Origin of the sequence: Bradyrhizobium sp. CCGUVB14 (assembly GCF_024199935.1) — a bacterium.
Taxonomy (GTDB): domain Bacteria; phylum Pseudomonadota; class Alphaproteobacteria; order Rhizobiales; family Xanthobacteraceae; genus Bradyrhizobium.
Genome location: NZ_JANADS010000001.1, coordinates 5,900,529 through 5,918,585, shown reverse-complemented (window position 1 = coordinate 5,918,585; position 18,057 = coordinate 5,900,529). Strand labels below are relative to the sequence as shown.

General features: G+C 63.8%; 19 protein-coding genes. 16 read left to right on the top strand and 3 right to left on the bottom strand.

Going from position 1 to position 18,057, the window contains the following annotated elements:
- Window positions 1-16: 16 nt before the first annotated feature.
- Genes mscL through NLM32_RS27660 form a run of 3 tightly spaced genes read left to right on the top strand, consistent with a single transcriptional unit; the run spans window position 17 to window position 1,565 of the window.
- Window positions 17-430 carry a large conductance mechanosensitive channel protein MscL gene (gene mscL, locus NLM32_RS27670; protein ID WP_254131975.1) on the top strand — a complete coding sequence of 138 codons (414 nt, stop codon included), beginning with the start codon at window positions 17-19 and terminating at the stop codon, window positions 428-430.
- Between the two features lie 59 nt (window positions 431-489).
- A complete protein-coding gene (gene smpB, locus NLM32_RS27665) occupies window positions 490-963 on the top strand; it encodes an SsrA-binding protein SmpB (protein WP_035709956.1) in 474 nt (157 codons plus the stop codon).
- An 8-nt stretch (window positions 964-971) separates the two neighbouring features.
- The gene (locus tag NLM32_RS27660; RefSeq protein ID WP_254131974.1) at window positions 972-1,565 is read left to right on the top strand and encodes a peroxiredoxin; all 594 of its coding nucleotides are present in this window, start codon (window positions 972-974) and stop codon (window positions 1,563-1,565) included.
- On the opposite strand, the gene NLM32_RS27655 is transcribed toward NLM32_RS27660, so the two are convergent.
- Both NLM32_RS27655 and NLM32_RS27650 read right to left on the bottom strand, forming a co-directional pair.
- On the bottom strand, window positions 1,562-2,236 hold the full coding sequence (locus NLM32_RS27655) for a uracil-DNA glycosylase (RefSeq protein ID WP_254131973.1): 675 nt from the start codon (window positions 2,234-2,236) through the stop codon (window positions 1,562-1,564). The genes NLM32_RS27660 and NLM32_RS27655 overlap by 4 nt on opposite strands.
- Window positions 2,217-2,861 (bottom strand): NYN domain-containing protein, encoded by a 645-nt coding sequence (locus NLM32_RS27650; protein ID WP_011087827.1) that lies wholly within the window; start codon window positions 2,859-2,861, stop codon window positions 2,217-2,219. The genes NLM32_RS27655 and NLM32_RS27650 overlap by 20 nt, the downstream gene beginning before the upstream one ends.
- A gap of 331 nt (window positions 2,862-3,192) precedes the next feature.
- Between NLM32_RS27650 and rpoZ the strand changes: the two genes are divergently transcribed.
- The 13 genes from rpoZ to NLM32_RS27585 all read left to right on the top strand — a co-directional run bounded on the left by rpoZ (window position 3,193) and on the right by NLM32_RS27585 (window position 17,473).
- A complete protein-coding gene (gene rpoZ / locus NLM32_RS27645) occupies window positions 3,193-3,585 on the top strand; it encodes a DNA-directed RNA polymerase subunit omega (protein WP_014494742.1) in 393 nt (130 codons plus the stop codon).
- Window positions 3,586-3,795: 210 nt separating this feature from the next.
- Window positions 3,796-6,087: a bifunctional (p)ppGpp synthetase/guanosine-3',5'-bis(diphosphate) 3'-pyrophosphohydrolase gene (locus NLM32_RS27640; protein WP_254131972.1), complete on the top strand. Its 2,292-nt coding sequence runs from the start codon at window positions 3,796-3,798 to the stop codon at window positions 6,085-6,087.
- Window positions 6,088-6,129: 42 nt separating this feature from the next.
- Window positions 6,130-6,882, top strand: a complete 753-nt coding sequence (locus tag NLM32_RS27635) for a pyridoxine 5'-phosphate synthase (protein ID WP_254131971.1) — start codon at window positions 6,130-6,132, stop codon at window positions 6,880-6,882.
- Window positions 6,879-7,298, top strand: coding sequence for a holo-ACP synthase (acpS, locus tag NLM32_RS27630; protein WP_254131970.1), 420 nt, complete (start codon window positions 6,879-6,881; stop codon window positions 7,296-7,298). The genes NLM32_RS27635 and acpS overlap by 4 nt, the downstream gene beginning before the upstream one ends.
- A 261-nt stretch (window positions 7,299-7,559) precedes the next feature.
- Complete coding sequence (gene lepB, locus NLM32_RS27625; RefSeq protein ID WP_254131969.1) at window positions 7,560-8,324, top strand: signal peptidase I; 765 nt, start codon at window positions 7,560-7,562, stop codon at window positions 8,322-8,324.
- Window positions 8,321-9,214 carry a ribonuclease III gene (gene rnc, locus NLM32_RS27620; protein ID WP_254131968.1) on the top strand — a complete coding sequence of 298 codons (894 nt, stop codon included), beginning with the start codon at window positions 8,321-8,323 and terminating at the stop codon, window positions 9,212-9,214. The genes lepB and rnc overlap by 4 nt, the downstream gene beginning before the upstream one ends.
- Window positions 9,204-10,130 carry a GTPase Era gene (era, locus tag NLM32_RS27615; protein ID WP_254131967.1) on the top strand — a complete coding sequence of 309 codons (927 nt, stop codon included), beginning with the start codon at window positions 9,204-9,206 and terminating at the stop codon, window positions 10,128-10,130. Before rnc ends, era begins: the two co-directional genes overlap by 11 nt.
- Before the next feature lie 21 nt (window positions 10,131-10,151).
- Entirely contained in the window at window positions 10,152-10,532 is a 381-nt protein-coding gene (locus NLM32_RS27610; RefSeq protein WP_254131966.1) for a hypothetical protein, read from the top strand.
- A gap of 70 nt (window positions 10,533-10,602) precedes the next feature.
- Complete coding sequence (recO, locus tag NLM32_RS27605) at window positions 10,603-11,355, top strand: DNA repair protein RecO (RefSeq protein ID WP_254131965.1); 753 nt, start codon at window positions 10,603-10,605, stop codon at window positions 11,353-11,355.
- Between the two features lie 145 nt (window positions 11,356-11,500).
- Window positions 11,501-11,779 carry a hypothetical protein gene (locus NLM32_RS27600; protein WP_254131964.1) on the top strand — a complete coding sequence of 93 codons (279 nt, stop codon included), beginning with the start codon at window positions 11,501-11,503 and terminating at the stop codon, window positions 11,777-11,779.
- Window positions 11,780-11,839: 60 nt separating this feature from the next.
- The gene (gene parC / locus NLM32_RS27595) at window positions 11,840-14,098 is read left to right on the top strand and encodes a DNA topoisomerase IV subunit A (protein WP_254131963.1); all 2,259 of its coding nucleotides are present in this window, start codon (window positions 11,840-11,842) and stop codon (window positions 14,096-14,098) included.
- Window positions 14,099-14,373: 275 nt separating this feature from the next.
- A complete protein-coding gene (locus NLM32_RS27590; protein ID WP_254131962.1) occupies window positions 14,374-15,924 on the top strand; it encodes an ABC transporter substrate-binding protein in 1,551 nt (516 codons plus the stop codon).
- Window positions 15,925-15,928: 4 nt separating this feature from the next.
- Entirely contained in the window at window positions 15,929-17,473 is a 1,545-nt protein-coding gene (locus NLM32_RS27585; RefSeq protein ID WP_254131961.1) for a GMC family oxidoreductase, read from the top strand.
- 99 nt (window positions 17,474-17,572) lie between these two features.
- On the opposite strand, the gene NLM32_RS46145 is transcribed toward NLM32_RS27585, so the two are convergent.
- Complete coding sequence (locus tag NLM32_RS46145; protein ID WP_309144862.1) at window positions 17,573-17,965, bottom strand: DUF3551 domain-containing protein; 393 nt, start codon at window positions 17,963-17,965, stop codon at window positions 17,573-17,575.
- Window positions 17,966-18,057: the final 92 nt, after the last annotated feature.

The following is an 18,057-nucleotide window of genomic DNA, read 5'->3' as shown; positions in this document are numbered from 1 at the left end:
AACATAGGGGATGCGCATGCTCAAGGAATTTCGCGATTTCGCAATGAAAGGCAATGTCGTCGATCTCGCCGTTGCGGTCATCATCGGCGCCGCCTTCGGCGCCATCGTGACGTCGATGGTCAACGACATCATCATGCCGATCATAGGCGCGATCACCGGCGGCCTGGATTTCTCCAATTATTTCGTCGGACTCTCGAGCAAGGTCACGGAGCACAATCTCGCCGATGCCAAGAAGCAGGGGGCCGTGTTGGCTTACGGCAGCTTCTTCACGTTGGTCGTGAACTTTGCCATCGTCGCCTTCGTGCTGTTCATGGTCATCCGCACCATGAACCAGTTCAAGCGCAAGGAAGAGGTCAAGCCCGCGGAGCCGGCGAAGCCGTCGGCCGAAGTCGCGCTGCTGACCGAGATCCGCGATCTCCTCAAGAAGTGACGCGCGCGCTTCATCCAATCTGTTAGCGTCGCTGCGTATCTCGATCAGGTTTCTGTGCCATGGCCGATAAGAACGAACGTCCTATCAAGGTCATGGCGGAAAATCGCAAGGCCCGCTTCAACTATGCGATCGAGGATACGATCGAGGCGGGCATTGCGCTGACCGGAACCGAGGTGAAGTCGATCCGCAACGGCAAGAGCACGATTGCGGAGTCCTACGCCGATTCCAAGGACGGCGAGATCTGGCTGATCAACGCCACCATTCCCGAATATCTCCAGGGCAACCGCTTCAACCACGAGCCCAAGCGGCCGCGAAAGCTGCTGCTGCACCGACGGCAGATCAACAAGCTGATGGGCGCGGTCGACCGTGAAGGCATGACGCTGATCCCGCTCAAGCTCTATTTCAATGAGCGCGGGCGGGCCAAGCTGCAGCTCGCGGTAGCAAAGGGCAAGAAGCTGCACGACAAGCGCGAGAGCGAGAAGAAGCGCGACTGGAGCCGGGAGAAGGGCCGGCTGATGCGGGCGAGGGGGTAGAGGACGGGATGTCTCAGAAAAACCTGCTCGAGGTCGACTGGAGCCAGATCCCGGCACCCGCCGACGATGGCGGTGCCGCGCATCTGAAGGGGCTGACGCTGCCTGCGATCGGCCTGCGAGCGACCGATGACAATTCGGTCGATCTGTCGGCGCTTCCGGGCCGCACCGTGGTGTTCGCCTATCCGCGCACCGGCGAGCCCGGCAAGATCGCGCTGGTCGACGATTGGGACATGATCCCGGGTGCGCGAGGCTGCACGCCGCAGACGTGTGCGTTTCGCGACCTGTTTGCCGATCTGAAAGCCGCGGGCGCCGGCCAGGTGTACGGCCTTTCGACCCAGAGCAACGCCTATCAGACCGAGATGGCGTCGCGGCTGCATCTGCCGTTCCCGGTGCTCTCGGACGAGAAGCTTGCGCTCACGCGCGCGCTGAATCTGCCGACCATGGAGGTCGCCGGCCTGACGCTGATCAAGCGCCTCGCGCTGATCGTCGACGACGCCAGGATCACGCATGTGTTCTATCCGGTGTTCCCTCCCGATCGGAACGCCGGCGATGTGCTGGACTGGCTGAAGGCCAATCCCGCAAAGACTCCGGCAAAGACCTAGTCGAGGTCGGCCTTTATCTTCGCGAACACGCTGCGGAACATGTCCGTCGTCAGCACGCCCGTGTTCGTGTTGTAGCGGGAGCAGTGATAGCTGTCGTAGAGCTTGAACCGGCCTGCCTGGTGCTCGGCGCCGTGGCCGAAGGGCGCTTGCGAGGCCTTCAGCTTCAGCGGCTTGAGCACAGTGTCGTGCGCAATGCGTCCGAGCGCCACGATCGCGCGCAAGTTCGGCATCGTCTCGAGGTTGGCGACGAGAAACGGGCGACAGGTGTTGATCTCGATCGGCAGCGGCTTGTTCTGTGGCGGAACGCAATGCACGGCATTGGCGATCCGGCAGTCGACAAGCTTCAGCCCGTCGTCGGGACGCGCCTGATAGGTGCCCTTGGCGAAACCGTATTCGAGCAGCGTGGCGTAGAGCAGGTCGCCCGCATAATCGCCGGTGAACGGGCGGCCGGTGCGGTTGGCGCCCTGCATTCCCGGTGCAAGGCCGACGATCAACAGGCGCGCCTTGATATCGCCGAACGGCGGCACCGGCGCGTTGTGCCACAGCGGCTCGCGCGCGCGGTTCGCCTCGCGAAAGGCGACCAGGCGCGGACAGAGCGGGCAGTCACGGTCGGGAACGAGGGTGGGGGCCTGGCGGCTGGACCGGGCCGCCTCACTCCTCGAAGTCGTCATCGCCCCTCGGCGCCATCGTGGTCGCGCGCTGGAGGAACTGCGGGGCGTGGTGGCGTGCCTCGCGCTCGCCGCGATCACGCGGGGCGGGGCGCTCGGACGGGTCGCGGCCAAGCTTGGACTGCAACTCGACGAGATCGGTGAAGACGTCGGCCTGGCGGCGCAGCTCGTCGGCGATCATCGGCGGCTGGCTGGCGATGGTGGAGACCACGGTCACCCGCACGCCGCGGCGCTGCACGGCCTCGACCAGCGAGCGGAAGTCGCCGTCGCCCGAGAACAGCACCATCTGGTCGATGTGCTCGGCGAGCTCCATGGCATCGACCGCGAGCTCGATGTCCATGTTGCCCTTGACCTTGCGGCGGCCGGAGGCGTCGATGAATTCCTTGGTCGCCTTGGTGACGACGGTGTAGCCGTTGTAGTCGAGCCAGTCGATCAGGGGACGGATCGACGAATATTCCTGATCCTCGATGATCGCGGTGTAGTAGAACGCCCGCAGCAGCGTCCCCCGGCTCTGAAATTCCTTCAGAAGGCGCTTGTAATCGATGTCGAAGCCTAGAGTTTTCGCCGTTGCGTAAAGATTGGCCCCGTCGATGAAGAGCGCGATCTTGTTGGTAGGGGAAGGTGACATTCAGTTTGCTCGCGTAGTGTGTTCGTGATTGATCGTTTTATTGTTGGCGCGACGGCAGCCTACCGCGCAGTTCAAAGTGCTGCCGAAACCCGTCGAAACCGCAAATCCGGAGAAGTCGGGGCAATCAAGGTATAGTTATGGCGGACTTTCCTACACCCGGCGCTGCCCTCAATGGCAACCCGGGAAACCACCCGTCCCAGCCCCAATGTGGAGGTATCAGAGGCGTTTGGCGAGGCCAAATCACAAATTTGCCTTGCGAAACCGCCCCGGCCCCTATAACTAGCCCCGATCATCCACATATTTCGTCCCACCCACAACGGAGCGACAGTCTATGGCTCGCGTCACCGTAGAAGATTGTATCGACAAGGTCGACAACCGGTTTGACCTGGTCCTGCTGGCCGCCCACCGTGCCCGCATGATTTCGTCCGGTTCACAACTAACGGTTGACCGCGATAACGACAAGAACCCTGTTGTATCTTTGCGCGAAATTGCCGACGAGACCATCTCGCCGGAGGATCTCCGCGAGGAGCTGGTGCACTCCCTCCAGAAGTTCGTCGAGGTGGACGAGCCCGAGCCGGATACGGTGCCGTTGATCGGTTCCGCCGGCGCCAGCGTCGATGCCGACGATACCGAAGTTGCTGTTGAGCGCATGACCGAAGAGGAGCTCCTGAAGGGCCTCGAAGGCCTCGCGCCGCCGGAAGAGCAGCCCGAGGAGGACGAGTAATCGTCTTACTCGCGATCGTCGACTTCTTGTGATCTTATCAAAGGCCCGAACCCGCGTTCGGGCCTTTGCTTTTGTTGGCGTTTTCGTGGTTACCATAGCGTTGCCGGTTTGCACCGTGTGCCTGTCATCGAATTGATCGGCCGCGCCCGCGATCGGAGCTTAGGATGTATACAACGGGCCGTTTCGTGGTCCGTTTGAAGGCAGGACGGAATGGTGTATCGACGCCGCAGATCCACGCAGATGCAGGGCGCAACCGAATCGGTTGCCGTGGCCCCGACTGCGCCGGTGGCACGGCCAGCGAAGCCGCGCGCGCGGATGATGCGTCAATATGACCTCGTCGAACGCGTGCGATCCTACAATCCCAACACCGACGAAGACCTGCTGAACCGCGCCTATGTCTACGCCATGAAGGCGCACGGCTCGCAGACGCGCGCTTCGGGCGATCCGTATTTCTCACACCCGCTCGAAGTGGCGGCGATTCTCACCGACCTCAAGCTCGACGACGCCACCATCGTCGCCGCGCTGCTGCACGACACGATCGAGGACACCGAGGCGACGCGGGCGGAGATCGACCAGCTGTTCGGCCCCGAGATCGGCGCGCTGGTCGAGGGCCTGACCAAGCTGAAGCGACTCGAGCTGGTGTCGCGCGAGGCGAAGCAGGCCGAGAACCTGCGCAAATTGTTGCTGGCCATTGCCGACGATGTTCGCGTGCTCTTGGTCAAGCTCGCCGACCGCCTGCACAACATGCGCACGCTCGACTTCGTGCCGACCGAATCGCGCCGGCGCATTGCCGAGGAGACGCTCGACATCTATGCGCCGTTGGCCGGACGCATGGGCATGCAGCAGATGCGCGAGGAGCTCGAGGATCTGTCCTTCCGCACCCTCGATCCTGATGCTTATTCGGTGGTGATGCAGCGGCTCGACGCGCTCGCCGAACGCAATCGCAATCTGATCGGCGAGATCGAGGCGCAGCTTTCCAACAATCTGCGCCACAAGGGCCTTGGTGCGCGGGTCTATGGCCGCAGCAAGAAGCCGTTTTCGATCTGGACCAAGATGGAGCGGAAGTCGGTCGGCTTCGAGCAGCTGTCCGACATTTTCGGCTTCCGTGTCGTCGTCAACGACATCGAGGCCTGCTATCGCGCGCTCGGCATCGTCCACACCACCTGGCCGGTCGTGCCGGGGCGTTTCAAGGACTACATCTCGACGCCGAAGCAGAACGACTACCGCTCGATCCACACCACCGTGATCGGCCCCGGCAACCAGCGCGTCGAGCTCCAGATCCGCACCGAGGCGATGGACCAGATCGCCGAGCGTGGCATCGCCGCGCACGTGTTTTACAAAGAAGGCGTGGGCTCGCCGACCGAGTTCCTCAAGCGCGAGTCCACCGCGTTCGCCTGGCTGCGCCATACCATCGGCATCCTCTCGGAGAGCGCCAACCCCGAGGAATTCCTCGAGCACACCAAGCTCGAGCTGTTCCACGACCAGGTGTTCTGCTTCACTCCGAAGGGCAAGCTGATCGCGCTGCCGCGCCACGCCAATGTGATCGACTTCGCCTATGCCGTGCATACCGACGTCGGCAACAGCGCGGTCGGCTGCAAGATCAACGGCCAGTTCGCGCCGCTGTCGTCCGAGCTCCAGAACGGCGATGAGGTCGAGGTGCTGACCTCGGAAGCGCAGTCAGCGCCGCCCTCGGCCTGGGAGACGCTCGCGGTCACCGGCAAGGCGCGCGCTGCGATCCGCCGTGCCACCCGCACCGCCGTGCGCGATCAATATGTCGGCCTCGGCCGGCGCATCGTCGAGCGCCTGTTCGAGCGCGCCAAGATCGAATATGCCGACGACAAGCTCAAGGGCGCGCTGCCGCGGCTGGCGCGCACCTCGATCGAGGACGTCATGGCGGCGGTCGGCCGGGGCGAGATCAAGGCGTCCCACGTCGCGCGCGCGATGTATCCCGACTACAAGGAGGAGCGCGTTGCGCGCTACGGCGTCAAGAAGGGGCAGGGGCTTGCCGCCAAGCTCAAGGAGAAGTCGCTGGAGCCGTCGCGCAGCCCGGTTGCGATCCCTATTGGCGGAAACAATTCCGACCTGCCGGTGAAGTTCGCGCCGAACGGCGGCGCCGTGCCCGGCGATCGCATCGTCGGCATCGTCACGCCGGGCGAGGGGATCACGATCTATCCGATCCAGTCGCCGGCGCTGAAGGATTTCGAGGAGGAGCCGGAGCGCTGGCTCGACGCCCGCTGGGACATCGAGGATTCCGCCCCGCAACGCTTCCCGGCGCGCATCAAGGTCGAGAACGTTAACGAACCCGGCGCGCTGGCGCAGATCGCGACCGTGATCGCCGAGCACGACGGCAATATCGACAATATCAGCATGCAGCGCCGCTCGCCCGACTTCACGGAGACGACGATCGATCTCGAAGTTTACGATCTCAAGCATTTGAGCGCGATCCTGGCCCAGCTGCGCGCCAAGGCGGTCGTCGCCCGTGTCGAACGTGTTAATGGATAGGCCTCTGTCGTCGCCTGTTCCTCCGATCTCGTGAGTCCTGAAATGCCCGCACCTCCGCTCCGCCTCGGCGTCAATATCGACCACGTCGCGACCGTCCGTAACGCACGCGGCGGCCGCCATCCCGATCCGGTCCGCGCGGCGCTGCTTGCGATCGAGGCCGGCGCCGACGGCATCACCGCGCATCTGCGCGAAGACCGCCGCCATATCCGCGACGAGGACATGGCGCGGCTGAAGGCGGAGATCTCCAAGCCGCTGAATTTCGAGATGGCGGCGACCGACGACATGATGCGCATCTCGCTCGCCACCAAGCCGCATGCGGTGTGCCTGGTGCCGGAGCGGCGCCAGGAGGTGACGACCGAAGGCGGGTTGGACGTTGTCGGCCAGCACAATGCGCTTGCGCCCTATATCGCGCGGCTCAACGATGCCGGCATCCGTGTCTCGCTGTTCATCGCTGCGGACCCCGCGCAAATCGCGATGGCGGCGCGGCTGCGCGCGCCCGTGATCGAGATCCACACCGGCGCCTGGTGCGACGCCGTGGTCGACGGCCACGCCGACAAGGCCGAGGCCGAATGGCGGCGGATCGTGGCGGGCGTGAAGGTCGCCAAGGACGCCGGGCTCGAGGTCCATGCCGGCCACGGGTTGGACTACGCGACCGCCGAGACGATTGCCGCGCTGCCTGAAATCATGGAGCTCAACATCGGCTACTACATGATCGGCGAGGCGCTCTTCGTTGGTCTCGGCGAGACGGTGCGCAAGATGCGCGCGGCGATGGATGTCGGACGGAGCCGGGCATGATCATCGGCATCGGCTCCGACCTCATCGACATCACCCGCGTCGGCAAGGTGATGGAGCGCCACGGCGAGCGCTTCCTCGACCGCATCTTCACCGCGGCCGAGCGGGCCAAGGCGGAGCGGCGGGCCAAGAACGAGAAGATGGTGGTGGCGACCTACGCCAAGCGTTTTGCTGCCAAGGAAGCCTGCTCCAAGGCGCTCGGCACCGGCATCAGGCAGGGCGTCTGGTGGCGCGACATGGGGGTCGTCAACCTGCCCGGGGGCCGGCCGTCGATGCGGCTGACCGGAGGGGCGCTGGCCCGGCTCCAGGCCCTGACGCCGGAGGGATTCGAGGCCCAGATCGATCTGTCGATCACCGACGACTGGCCGTTGGCGCAGGCCTTCGTGATCATTTCCGCCGTGCCGCTGGCCAAGCCCTGACCGATTCCTCTTGGGTGGGGTGGCGATTTTATAATTCGTGTTGAAATTCAACGCCTTACGGGTTTTTGATGCGATCCTTGATTGCGTGGCCTGCGGCAACCGTCTAAAAGTCCGCGGACGCAAATCAGGCTGGGCGAATTCGGCTTTACGCCGGAATTGGCCCTCACTATCAGAATCAGGACAATCTCCTTGGACCGCGAACCGGTGGGCCGTTCGCGGGAGGAGGGCGTTCTGTGATCGCCGGCCGGAATTGAGAGAGCAATGAGCGTGACTTCGGGAACGAAAACTGAAAGCGGCGTCGGCGAAACGATCCGGGTCGTAATCCATGCTCTCCTGATCGCGCTGGTGATCCGCACCTTCCTGTTCCAGCCGTTCAACATCCCGTCCGGCTCGATGAAGGCCACGCTGCTGGTCGGCGATTACCTGTTCGTCTCGAAATATTCCTACGGCTACAGCCACTACTCGATCCCGTTCTCGCCGCCGCTGTTCTCGGGACGGATCTGGGGCTCGGATCCGAACCGCGGCGACATCGTCGTGTTCCGGCTGCCGAAGGACGACACCACCGATTACATCAAGCGCGTGATCGGCTTGCCCGGCGACCACATCCAGATGAAGGACGGTCTGCTCTACATCAACGACACCCCGGTCGAGCGCCAGCGCATGAGCGAGTATGTCGGCGAGGATCCCTGCGGCTCCGAAGGCGGCGGCATCTCGCGCGTGAAGCGCTGGAAGGAGACGCTGCCGAACGGTGTCTCCTACGAGACGCTCGATTGCGCCGACAACGGCTACATGGACAACACCAACGTCTACACCGTGCCGCCCGGCCATTTCTTCATGATGGGCGACAACCGCGACAACTCCACCGATAGCCGTTTCCTCGGTCAGGTCGGCTACGTGCCGCAGGAGAATTTGATCGGCCGCGCCCAGATGATCTTCTTCTCGATCGCCGAAGGCGAGCATGCCTGGATGTTCTGGCGCTGGCCCTGGGCGGTGCGCTGGAATCGGTTCTTCAAAATCGTCCGATGAAAGACGAAGCCAAGGACATCGCGACCCAACCAATCGAGGCGCAAGCCGCTCCTGAGGGCGAAGCTGCAACAAAGACGCTTGCGACCAAGACGCCTGATACCAAGACTGCTGAAACCAAAGCTGCTGAAACCAAGACGCCTGCGAAGAAGCGGACGCGGAGCAGCAAGGCCAAGGACAAGGCCAAGGCGGCCGCCGACGCGAATGCGGCGCTCGAGGCGCGCATCGGCCACAGCTTCGCTGATCCGAACCTGCTGATGCAGGCGATCACGCACGTTTCGGCGCTGAAGTCCGGACGCAAGCGCGGCGATAGCTATCAGCGGCTGGAGTTCCTCGGCGACCACGTGCTCGGGCTCGTCGTCTCCGACATGCTCTATCATGCCTTCCCGAATGCCGATGAGGGCGAGTTGTCCAAGCGGCTTGCCGAGCTCGTGCGCAAGGAAAGCTGCGCCGACGTCGCCAAGTCGCTCGGTCTGCTCGACGACATCAAGCTCGGTTCGGTCGGCTCCAGCGCCGATGCGCGCCTGCGCAAGTCCATCCTCGGCGACATCTGCGAAGCCGTGATCGGCGCGATCTTCCTCGACGGCGGCCATGCAGCGGCGGACGAGTTCGTCAAGCGCAACTGGACCGAGCGCATGCACAAGCCGCGGCGGCCGCTGCGCGATCCCAAGACCGTGTTGCAGGAATGGGCGCAGGGGAAGGGGCTGCCGACGCCTGTCTATCGCGAGGTCGAGCGCACCGGCCCGCACCACGATCCGCAGTTCCGCGTTGCCGTCGACCTGCCAGGGCTCGCCCCGGCCGAAGGCATCGGCGGCAGCAAGCGCGCGGCCGAGAAGGTGGCTGCTTCGGTGATGATTGAACGTGAAGGTGTTGGCGGCGGCAATGACGGCTGAAACAAGCGGCGAGACGCCTGCCACGACGCGCTGCGGTTTTGTCGCGCTGATCGGCGCGCCCAACGTCGGCAAGTCCACGCTGGTCAATGCGCTGGTCGGGGCCAAGGTCACGATCGTCTCGCGCAAGGTGCAGACCACGCGCGCACTGATCCGCGGCATCGTGATCGAGAACAACGCGCAGATCATCCTGGTCGACACGCCCGGCATCTTCCTGCCCAAGCGCAGGCTCGACCGCGCCATGGTCTCGACCGCCTGGAGCGGGGCGCATGATGCCGACCTCGTCTGCGTGCTGCTCGATGCCAAGAGCGGTATCGACGAGGAGGCCGAGGCGATCCTCACCAAGGTAGCGAGCGTCAATCACGACAAGATTCTGGTGATCAACAAGGTCGACCTGGTCCAGCGCGAGAAGCTGCTGGCGCTGGCGCAGGCCGCCAACGAGCGCATGCCCTTCACCAAGACCTTCATGGTCTCGGCGATTTCGGGCGATGGTGTCGACGACATTCGCAGCACGCTTGCCGAGATGGTGGCGCCGGGTCCGTTCCTCTATCCCGAGGACCAGATGTCGGATGCGCCGATGCGACATCTGGCGGCCGAGATCACCCGCGAAAAGATCTATCGCAAGCTGCACCAGGAACTGCCCTACCAGTCCACGGTCGAGACCGACAAGTGGGAGGAGCGCAAGGACAAGTCGGTGCGCATCGAGCAGACGATCTTCGTGGAGCGCGAAAGCCAGCGCAAGATCGTGCTCGGCAAGGGCGGCGCCAGCATCAAGTCGATCGGCGCAGACTCGCGCAAAGAGCTCGCCGAGATCCTCGGCGTGCCGGTGCACCTGTTTCTGTTCGTGAAGGTGCGCGAGAACTGGGGTGACGATCCCGATCGTTACCGCGAGATGGGCCTGGAATTTCCCAAGGAATAAGCAAGAAAAGATCGGTATTTGATGAGCGTGCCTACGAACGTCCGGCGCTTTGAAGCGTTGCTCTATGCATCGCTGATGCTGGATGCAGTGTCGGTGGCGGTGCAGGACCGCACGCCCACCATCGAGATGACCGACCAGATGATCATGACGGCAACGCTGCTCGCCGGCGGGATGATCCTGCTGCTGGTCTATTTCGTCTGGCTGGCTGCCCATTGGCGCAAGAACTGGCCGCGCTGGGTGCTGGCGGCTGCGCTGGTTCTGTCCGTGATCTCGCTCGGTCAGATCATCGGCGAAAAGGGCCTCGAGCTCGACAGTGTCATCGAGATCGTCTCCTGCGTGTTGACGATGTTCGGGCTGTACTTCTCGTTCACGGGCGACGCGCAGGGCTGGTTCAACGCGTGACGATCAAAATCGTGGGCACGCTTCGCTTTGCCCACCCTACGGCACCTCGAAATCCGCTAGACTTCCTCCCATGGAATGGACCGACGAAGGCATCGTGCTGGGCGTGCGGCGGCATGGCGAGAGTAGCGCCATCGTCGAACTGCTGACGCGCCAGCACGGCCGGCATCTCGGTCTCGTGCGCGGCGGTGCCAGCTCGCGGCTGCGGCCGCTGCTTCAGCCCGGCAACAGCGTCAGCGCGGTGTGGCGGGCGCGGCTCGACGAGCATCTCGGCACCTACGCGATCGAGGGATTGAAGCTGCGGGCGGCAACGCTGCTGGGCTCGTCCCATGGCGTCTATGGCGTCACCCATCTGGCCTCGATTGCACGGCTTCTTCCCGAACGGGATCCGCACGAGGAGATCTTCTCGCTGCTCGAGCATTCGCTCGACGATTTCGACGACATCGGCAGCGCTGCCGTGCACCTCATCCATTTCGAGCTGGCGATGCTCTCCGAGCTCGGCTTCGGGCTGGCGCTCGAAAACTGCGCGGTGACGGGGGAGACGACAGATCTGATCTACGTATCGCCCAAATCCGGCGGCGCGGTGTCGCGCGGCGCGGGCGAGCCGTGGCGCGATCGGTTGTTGCGGCTGCCGCCATTCCTGCGCCATGGCGAAGCCGCGAGCGACCTCACCGACGAGGATCTCCAGGACGGCTTTCGGCTGACCGGCCTGTTCCTGCTGCGCCATGTGCTGGAGCCGCGGGGGCAGGTCCATTCCGATGCGCGCGCCGGGTTCATCAATGCCCTGACGCGGCAGCAGGCCAGGGCGGCGCTTCCTGCACCCTAAAGATTTCTGCACCCAAAAAAGGCAACAAGACCAGCATCATGAGCTGATCGCGCCGCAGCATCGCCGGAAAAATATGAAGTTCCCTTGGGAACCAAGTCCGGCTGGCTGCGTTGGCCGGGCTGGTTCCACAACGGGGACAGCCCAAATGTTGATCAGGGGTTTTGCGCTGACCGCGGCGCTGCTTGCTTTTGTGCCTGACGCAACGGCCGGCGAGCCGCAACCTGGCGTGTTTCGCCGGGCCTCCTGTACCGTCGTCCGGTACTATGTGGCGAAATATTCCGCTGCGGCCGCAGAGACATGGGCACGCTCCCACGGCGCCACCGAAGCCGAAATCGAGGCCGCCCGCCGCTGTGTCGCCAATATGCCGGCGACGGCCCCGACCAAGGTCCAGCCAACCATAACGGCCGGGTGGGGAGGGCAGTAGCCAGCCCACAGGGAACAATCCATCCTTGCCCGATTCGCTTCCACGGTTTAACCGGGCGGCATGGGAAAACGAATCGTTCCTCCGGAAGAACCGGCTGAAATTCATGAGGTGCCGCTGCGTGACGCGCTGGAAGAGCGCTATCTCGCGTATGCGCTCTCCACCATCATGCATCGCGCGCTGCCCGACGCGCGCGACGGCCTGAAGCCGGTCCATCGGCGCATCCTCTACGGCATGCGCCTGCTCAGGCTCGACCCCGGCACGGCCTTCAAGAAGTCCGCCAAGATCGTCGGCGACGTGATGGGCTCGTTCCATCCGCATGGCGATCAGGCGATCTACGACGCCATGGTGCGTCTCGCGCAGGATTTCTCCTCACGCTATCCGCTGGTCGACGGCCAGGGCAATTTCGGCAATATCGACGGCGATAATCCGGCCGCCTACCGCTACACCGAAGCGCGCATGACCGATGTCGCGCGGCTTCTGCTCGAGGGCATCGACGAGGACGGCGTCGAGTTCCGCGCCAATTACGACGGCCAGTCGAAAGAGCCGGTCGTGCTGCCCGGCGGCTTCCCGAACCTGCTCGCCAATGGTGCGCAGGGCATCGCGGTCGGCATGGCGACCTCGATCCCGCCGCACAACGCCGCCGAACTCTGTGACGCCGCGCTGCATCTGATCGAGAAGCCCGACGCGAAGTCCAAGGCGCTGATGAAGTGGGTCAAGGGACCCGATTTCCCGACCGGCGGCATCTGCGTTGATTCCAAGCAGGCCATCGCTGAAGCCTACACGACCGGCCGCGGCTCGTTCCGAGTCCGCGCCAGGTGGTCGCACGAAGAGGGCGCACGTGGCACCTGGGTCGTCGTCGTCACCGAGATTCCCTTCCTGGTGCAGAAGTCGCGGCTGATCGAGAAGGTCGCCGAGCTGCTGGACCAGAAGAAGCTGCCGCTGGTCGGCGACATCAGGGACGAGTCGGCCGAAGACGTCCGTATCGTGATCGAGCCGAAGTCGAAGAACGTCGACCCGGCCCTGATGATGGAATCGCTGTTCCGGCTCACCGAGCTCGAAAACAAGATTCCGCTGAACCTCAACGTGTTGATCAAGGGCCGCATCCCCAAGGTGGTGGGGCTCGCGGAGTGCCTGCGCGAGTGGCTCGACCATCTGCGCGATGTCTTGATCCGGCGGACCAACTTCCGCAAGGCGCAGATCGAGCACCGGCTGGAAGTCCTCGGCGGCCTGCTGGTCGCCTATCTGAATCTCGACGAGGTGATCAGGATTATCCGGACCGAGGATGAGCCAAAGCCGGCCTTGATGAAGGCGTTCAAGCTCACCGAGGTGCAGGCCGAAGCCATCCTCAACATGCGCCTGCGCTCCTTGCGCAAGCTCGAAGAGATGGAGATCCGCACCGAGGACAAGAACCTCCGCGCCGAGCTCAAGGGCATCAACGCGGTGCTCGCCTCGGAACCCGAGCAGTGGAAGAAGGTCGGCGAGCAGGTCGGCAAGGTCCGCGACATGTTCGGACCGAAGACGCCGCTCGGCAAGCGCCGCACCACCTTCGCCGATGCGCCCGAGCACGATCTCGCCGCGATGGAGGAGGCCCTCGTCGAGCGCGAGCCGGTGACGGTGGTCGTCTCCGACAAGGGCTGGATCCGCACCATGAAGGGCCATGTCGAGGATCTCTCGGGGCTGGCCTTCAAGCAGGACGACAAGCTCGGCTTCGCGTTCTTCGCGGAGACGACCTCGAAGCTCTTGTTGTTCGCCACCAACGGCAAGTTTTACTCGCTCGATGTCGCGAAGCTCCCGGGCGGTCGCGGTCATGGTGAGCCGATCCGCCTGTTCATCGAACTCGAACAGGAAGCGGCGCCCGTTGCTCTGTTCGTCAACAAGGGTGGTCGCAAATTCCTGGTCGCAAGCAGTGAAGGCCAGGGCTTTGTCGTCAACGAGGACGACTGCGTTGGCACCACCAAGAAGGGCAAGCAGATCCTCAACGTTGACATGCCGAACGAGGCGCGCACGGTGACCGAGGTGCTCGGCGACACCGTTGCTGTCATTGGCGACAATCGCAAGATGCTGATCTTCCCGCTCGACCAGGTGCCGGAGATGGCGCGCGGCCGCGGCGTGCGCCTGCAGAAGTACAAGGACGGCGGCCTGTCGGACGTAGCCGTCTTCGAGGCCAAGGCTGGCCTGACCTGGAAGGATTCCGCCGGTCGCGAATTCTCCGCGACCATGAAGGAGCTTGCCGAGTGGCAAGGCACCCGCGCCGACGCCGGCCGCCTGCCGCCGAAGGGATTCCCGAAGTCGAACAAGTTCGGCAAGGTGATCGAGTAGGGGTAGGCTCTCGCTGCAGATGACAATGTGGAGCGGTGCGCTGCCTCCACATCGTCATTGCGAGCGCAGCGAAGCAATCCAGGCTTTTTCCGCGGCGGCAGACTGGATTGCTTCGCTGCGCTCGCAATGACGGGATGCGAGAGCATCGCGCTCCAACTCAAAGTGCGCATCTCCGCAAACGCGTGGCAGATAGCCACGAGCGCATACGTATGGGCACGAACATTGCTTTTTCCAGATGACTGCAAACGTGTCAGTCAAAAGGCAAAAAGAAACCAATGTTCAAACTGAAGTCCTTCATTCCGGCGCTGTTCGGCCTGGCGCTCGTTGCGGCGCCCGTGCACGCGGCAGGAAATCTCGTCGCGGTGCTTGAAGCGGAGATCGTCACGCTCGATCCGCATTTCTCCACGGCCTATATTTCGCGCACCTTCGGCTACATGGTGTTCGACACGCTGTTCGCGAAGGACTCCAAGGGCGACGTCAAGCCGCAGATGGTGCAGGACTGGAAGGTCTCCGCGGACGGCTTGACTTATACATTCACGCTGCGTGACGGCCTGAAATGGCATGACGGCCAACCAGTCACCGCGGCCGATTGCGTCGCGTCGCTGCGCCGCTGGGGCACCCGCAGCGCGCTCGGCCGCCGCATTTTTGCGATCTCGGCTTCGCTGGAGCCGACGGATGCAAAAACCTTCGTGCTGACGCTGAAGGAGCCATCCGGGCTCGTCATCGACGCGCTCGGCAATCCCGTCAGCCCCGTCGCCTTCATGATGCCCGAGCGCATCGCGAAAACGCCCGGCGATCAGCGCATCACCGAGATCATCGGCTCCGGCCCGTTTGTCTACAGCAAGGCCGATCACCGTACCGGCGACCGCATGATCCTGAAGAAATTCGCCGACTACGTGCCGCGCCCTGAGCCCGCCGATTTCCTTGCCGGCGGCAAGCGCGTCAACATCGACACGCTCGAGATCCGCGTTATTCCGGATGGCTCGACGGCGGCGTCCGCGCTGCAAGCCGGCGAAATCGACTTCATGCAATATGCGCCGTTCGATCTGCTGCCTCAGCTCGAGAAGAACTCACGCGTGAAGGTCGTCAATTTCACCGGCGGCAACATGTTCGCGGGCGCCTATCGCCTCAATGCCGCATCAAAACCGTTCGACGATCCCGCGATCCGACGCGTGCTGTGGAAGCTGGTCGATCAGCGCGAGGTGCTCGATGCGCTCGGGCTCGATGCCAAATACGCCACGCCTTGTGCGACGTTCTTCACTTGCGGCACCGCCTATGAGAGCAAGGCCGGCATTGAGGCTGCGGCAAATCCCTCGATCGAAGCGGCGAAGGTGGCGCTGAAGGCGACGAAATATGCCGGCGAGCCGGTGGTCGTGATGGAGGCCAACGATCTCGAGGCCCCGCGCGTGTCGGCGCAGGTGTTGGCCGAGCGGCTGAAGGCGGCGGGCTTCAACGTCGATCTCCAGGTGATGGACTGGGCGAGCGTGCTGGCGCGCCGTGCCAAGAAGGAAGGCTGGAGCGTCTACGGCGTTCACGCCGGCGGTTTTGACCTCGGCTCGCCGCTGACCAACGTTATGGTCGCCTTCAACTGCGTCGACTTCACCGGCTGGCAGTGCGATCCGCGCATCACGCCGCTGATGGAAGCCTTTGCGAAAGCGCCTGCCGAAGCGGATCGCAAGGCAGTTGCCGGCGAGATCCAGAGCGTCATGTACGATCAGGCGCCCGCGATTCCGTGGGGCCAGTTCGCGCAGCCCGCCGCCTATCGCGCCACTCTGCGCGGTCTGATACCGTCCGCCATCCCGGTGTTCTGGAACGTTGAGAAGTAACGCGATGTACGATGTCATTGTTGTCGGCGGCGGCTCGGCTGGCGCCGCCGTGGCCGCGAGGCTCTCCGAGGATCCCGCACGTCGCGTGCTGCTGTTAGAGGCTGGCCTCGACTGGCGTGCTGATGAAGCGCCCTGGGAGGTGAGGACGCCAAACCCGATCCCGATCATTCACAAGCGCGAGTATCAGGAGAAATGGCAGTGGCCTGATCTCCTGACGCGCCGTGTGGCGGGGCAGGAGCCGCGCTTCTACTGGCGCGGCAAGGGGCTCGGCGGCTCGTCGATGATGAACGGCCAGATCGCCATTCGCGGCGTCGCTGATGCGTTCGACGAATGGGCCGCCAATGGCTGCACCGGCTGGTCGGCCAGGGAGGTGATGCCGCTGTTCTCGGTGATCGAGGACGATCTCGAATTCGGCGATGCCGCAGGTCACGGCCGCGGCGGACCGTTGCCGGTCTATCGTGCGCCGCCGGAGAAATGGGGCCCGATCGATCGCGGCTTGCGCGATGCGGCGCTGGCAAGCGGCTATCCCTGGTGCGCCGATCTCAACGGCCCTGACGGCGAGGGCGTCGCCTGCTATCCCATCAACAGCCGCGACAGTCGCCGCATCACCACCAATGAGGGCTATCTGGAGCCTGCGCGCGGCCGCGCCAATCTGGAGATCCGCGGCAAGACGCTGGTCGATCGCGTTCTGATCAGCGACGGCCGTGCGACGGGTCTGCGCGTTCACACCGAGGGGCAGGGCACCAGCGACATCAGCGCGCGCCAGATCGTGCTTTGCGCCGGCGCCATCCACAGCCCGGCGATCCTGCTGCGCTCGGGCATTGGGCCGGCCGACGAGCTGAAGGCGATGGGGATCGCGGTCGCGCGCGACCTGCCGGTCGGCCGCCACTTCTTCGATCATCCGCTGTTCCGCGCGACGATCCAGCTGCAGGAAAACCTGCGGCCCACCGATCCCGACACCCGCCACACCAATTGCTGCGTGACCTATTCGTCCGGTCTTGCCAATGGCGGCAAGCGCGACATGATCCTGATCGCGTTCAACCATCGCGGCATCGGCGTGCCCGGCGCGATCGGTGCCGGGCTGTTCAACGCCTATTCGCGCGGCACGCTCAAGCTCGCCTCCACCGATCCGTCCGTCGATCCCATCGTCGAGGAGAACATGCTTGCCGATCCCCGCGACATGCAGCGCATGATGGATGCGGTGAAACGGCTGGCCGTGATCACCTCCCAGCCCGCGCTTGCCGGTATCGCCGACTGGATCAGGCTGGCCGACACCGATCTGACGCTGCCGCAGGCGGCGGCGCTGCCGGATCATGAACTCGACGCGCTGTTGCGCCGCGAAACCGGCGACATCCAGCACGCCGCCGGCAGTTGCCGCATGACCGGCGTCAACGATGCCGATGGCGTGGTCAATCCTGATGGCACCGTGAAGGGCATCTCGGGCCTGCGCGTCGCCGATGCCTCCATCATGCCGTCCGACTGCCGTGCCAACACCCACTTCACGACGGTGGTGATAGGCGAGGCGATCGCTCGGATGATGATGCGGTAGCTCTGCGGGGGGCATACCCGCTCGGAATGACGGACGTTTCGAGACAGTGCCCCCCAGCCCAGGTGACATGCGCGCGCGAACACGGTCGGCCCGTCATCTTCACATGTATTGTCTCACGCTTTGGAGAAATCGCTCTTTCTCGCCCGGTGCGTAACCTTGGGAAGCTCCATAATAGGGTTCATTGTATTGATTGTACGGCACAGCCCGGGAGTGGATCGGCGGCCTGGGCGGCGCGTATGTTTGGCGGGAATTGCGCCGATTGCTCCCTCTGGCCTTCGTACCAACGTAATACGGATTGAGGACGCACATCTGACCGTTGGCCGACGCCCTGCATTGGTCCATCGTCGTATAGCTGCATCTGTAGTATGGGCTGGTTCCGAAAGAGACGACGGACAAGCAGACGGGAAAAGCCGGATCATATCTTTGAGCCTGGGCGTGCCCCGCTGTCAGGGCGATACCTACTGTCAAAATCGTCAAAGCCAATTTGCGCATTGTGGCTTCCTCCACGTTGGCCCAACACACCGGTGGCACTCTGACCGTCGGCAGTACTGATCCAAGTCAAGGCTCGCGGAGTTCCGCGACTG

Coding starts and splice junctions, on each gene's coding strand:
- mscL (WP_254131975.1), top strand. CDS start 17: ATGCTCAAGGAATTTCGCGATTTCGCAATGAAAGGCAATGTCGTCGAT.
- smpB (WP_035709956.1), top strand. CDS start 490: ATGGCCGATAAGAACGAACGTCCTATCAAGGTCATGGCGGAAAATCGC.
- NLM32_RS27660 (WP_254131974.1), top strand. CDS start 972: ATGTCTCAGAAAAACCTGCTCGAGGTCGACTGGAGCCAGATCCCGGCA.
- NLM32_RS27655 (WP_254131973.1), bottom strand. CDS start 2,236: ATGACGACTTCGAGGAGTGAGGCGGCCCGGTCCAGCCGCCAGGCCCCC.
- NLM32_RS27650 (WP_011087827.1), bottom strand. CDS start 2,861: ATGTCACCTTCCCCTACCAACAAGATCGCGCTCTTCATCGACGGGGCC.
- rpoZ (WP_014494742.1), top strand. CDS start 3,193: ATGGCTCGCGTCACCGTAGAAGATTGTATCGACAAGGTCGACAACCGG.
- NLM32_RS27640 (WP_254131972.1), top strand. CDS start 3,796: ATGGTGTATCGACGCCGCAGATCCACGCAGATGCAGGGCGCAACCGAA.
- NLM32_RS27635 (WP_254131971.1), top strand. CDS start 6,130: ATGCCCGCACCTCCGCTCCGCCTCGGCGTCAATATCGACCACGTCGCG.
- acpS (WP_254131970.1), top strand. CDS start 6,879: ATGATCATCGGCATCGGCTCCGACCTCATCGACATCACCCGCGTCGGC.
- lepB (WP_254131969.1), top strand. CDS start 7,560: ATGAGCGTGACTTCGGGAACGAAAACTGAAAGCGGCGTCGGCGAAACG.
- rnc (WP_254131968.1), top strand. CDS start 8,321: ATGAAAGACGAAGCCAAGGACATCGCGACCCAACCAATCGAGGCGCAA.
- era (WP_254131967.1), top strand. CDS start 9,204: ATGACGGCTGAAACAAGCGGCGAGACGCCTGCCACGACGCGCTGCGGT.
- NLM32_RS27610 (WP_254131966.1), top strand. CDS start 10,152: ATGAGCGTGCCTACGAACGTCCGGCGCTTTGAAGCGTTGCTCTATGCA.
- recO (WP_254131965.1), top strand. CDS start 10,603: ATGGAATGGACCGACGAAGGCATCGTGCTGGGCGTGCGGCGGCATGGC.
- NLM32_RS27600 (WP_254131964.1), top strand. CDS start 11,501: ATGTTGATCAGGGGTTTTGCGCTGACCGCGGCGCTGCTTGCTTTTGTG.
- parC (WP_254131963.1), top strand. CDS start 11,840: ATGGGAAAACGAATCGTTCCTCCGGAAGAACCGGCTGAAATTCATGAG.
- NLM32_RS27590 (WP_254131962.1), top strand. CDS start 14,374: ATGTTCAAACTGAAGTCCTTCATTCCGGCGCTGTTCGGCCTGGCGCTC.
- NLM32_RS27585 (WP_254131961.1), top strand. CDS start 15,929: ATGTACGATGTCATTGTTGTCGGCGGCGGCTCGGCTGGCGCCGCCGTG.
- NLM32_RS46145 (WP_309144862.1), bottom strand. CDS start 17,965: ATGCGCAAATTGGCTTTGACGATTTTGACAGTAGGTATCGCCCTGACA.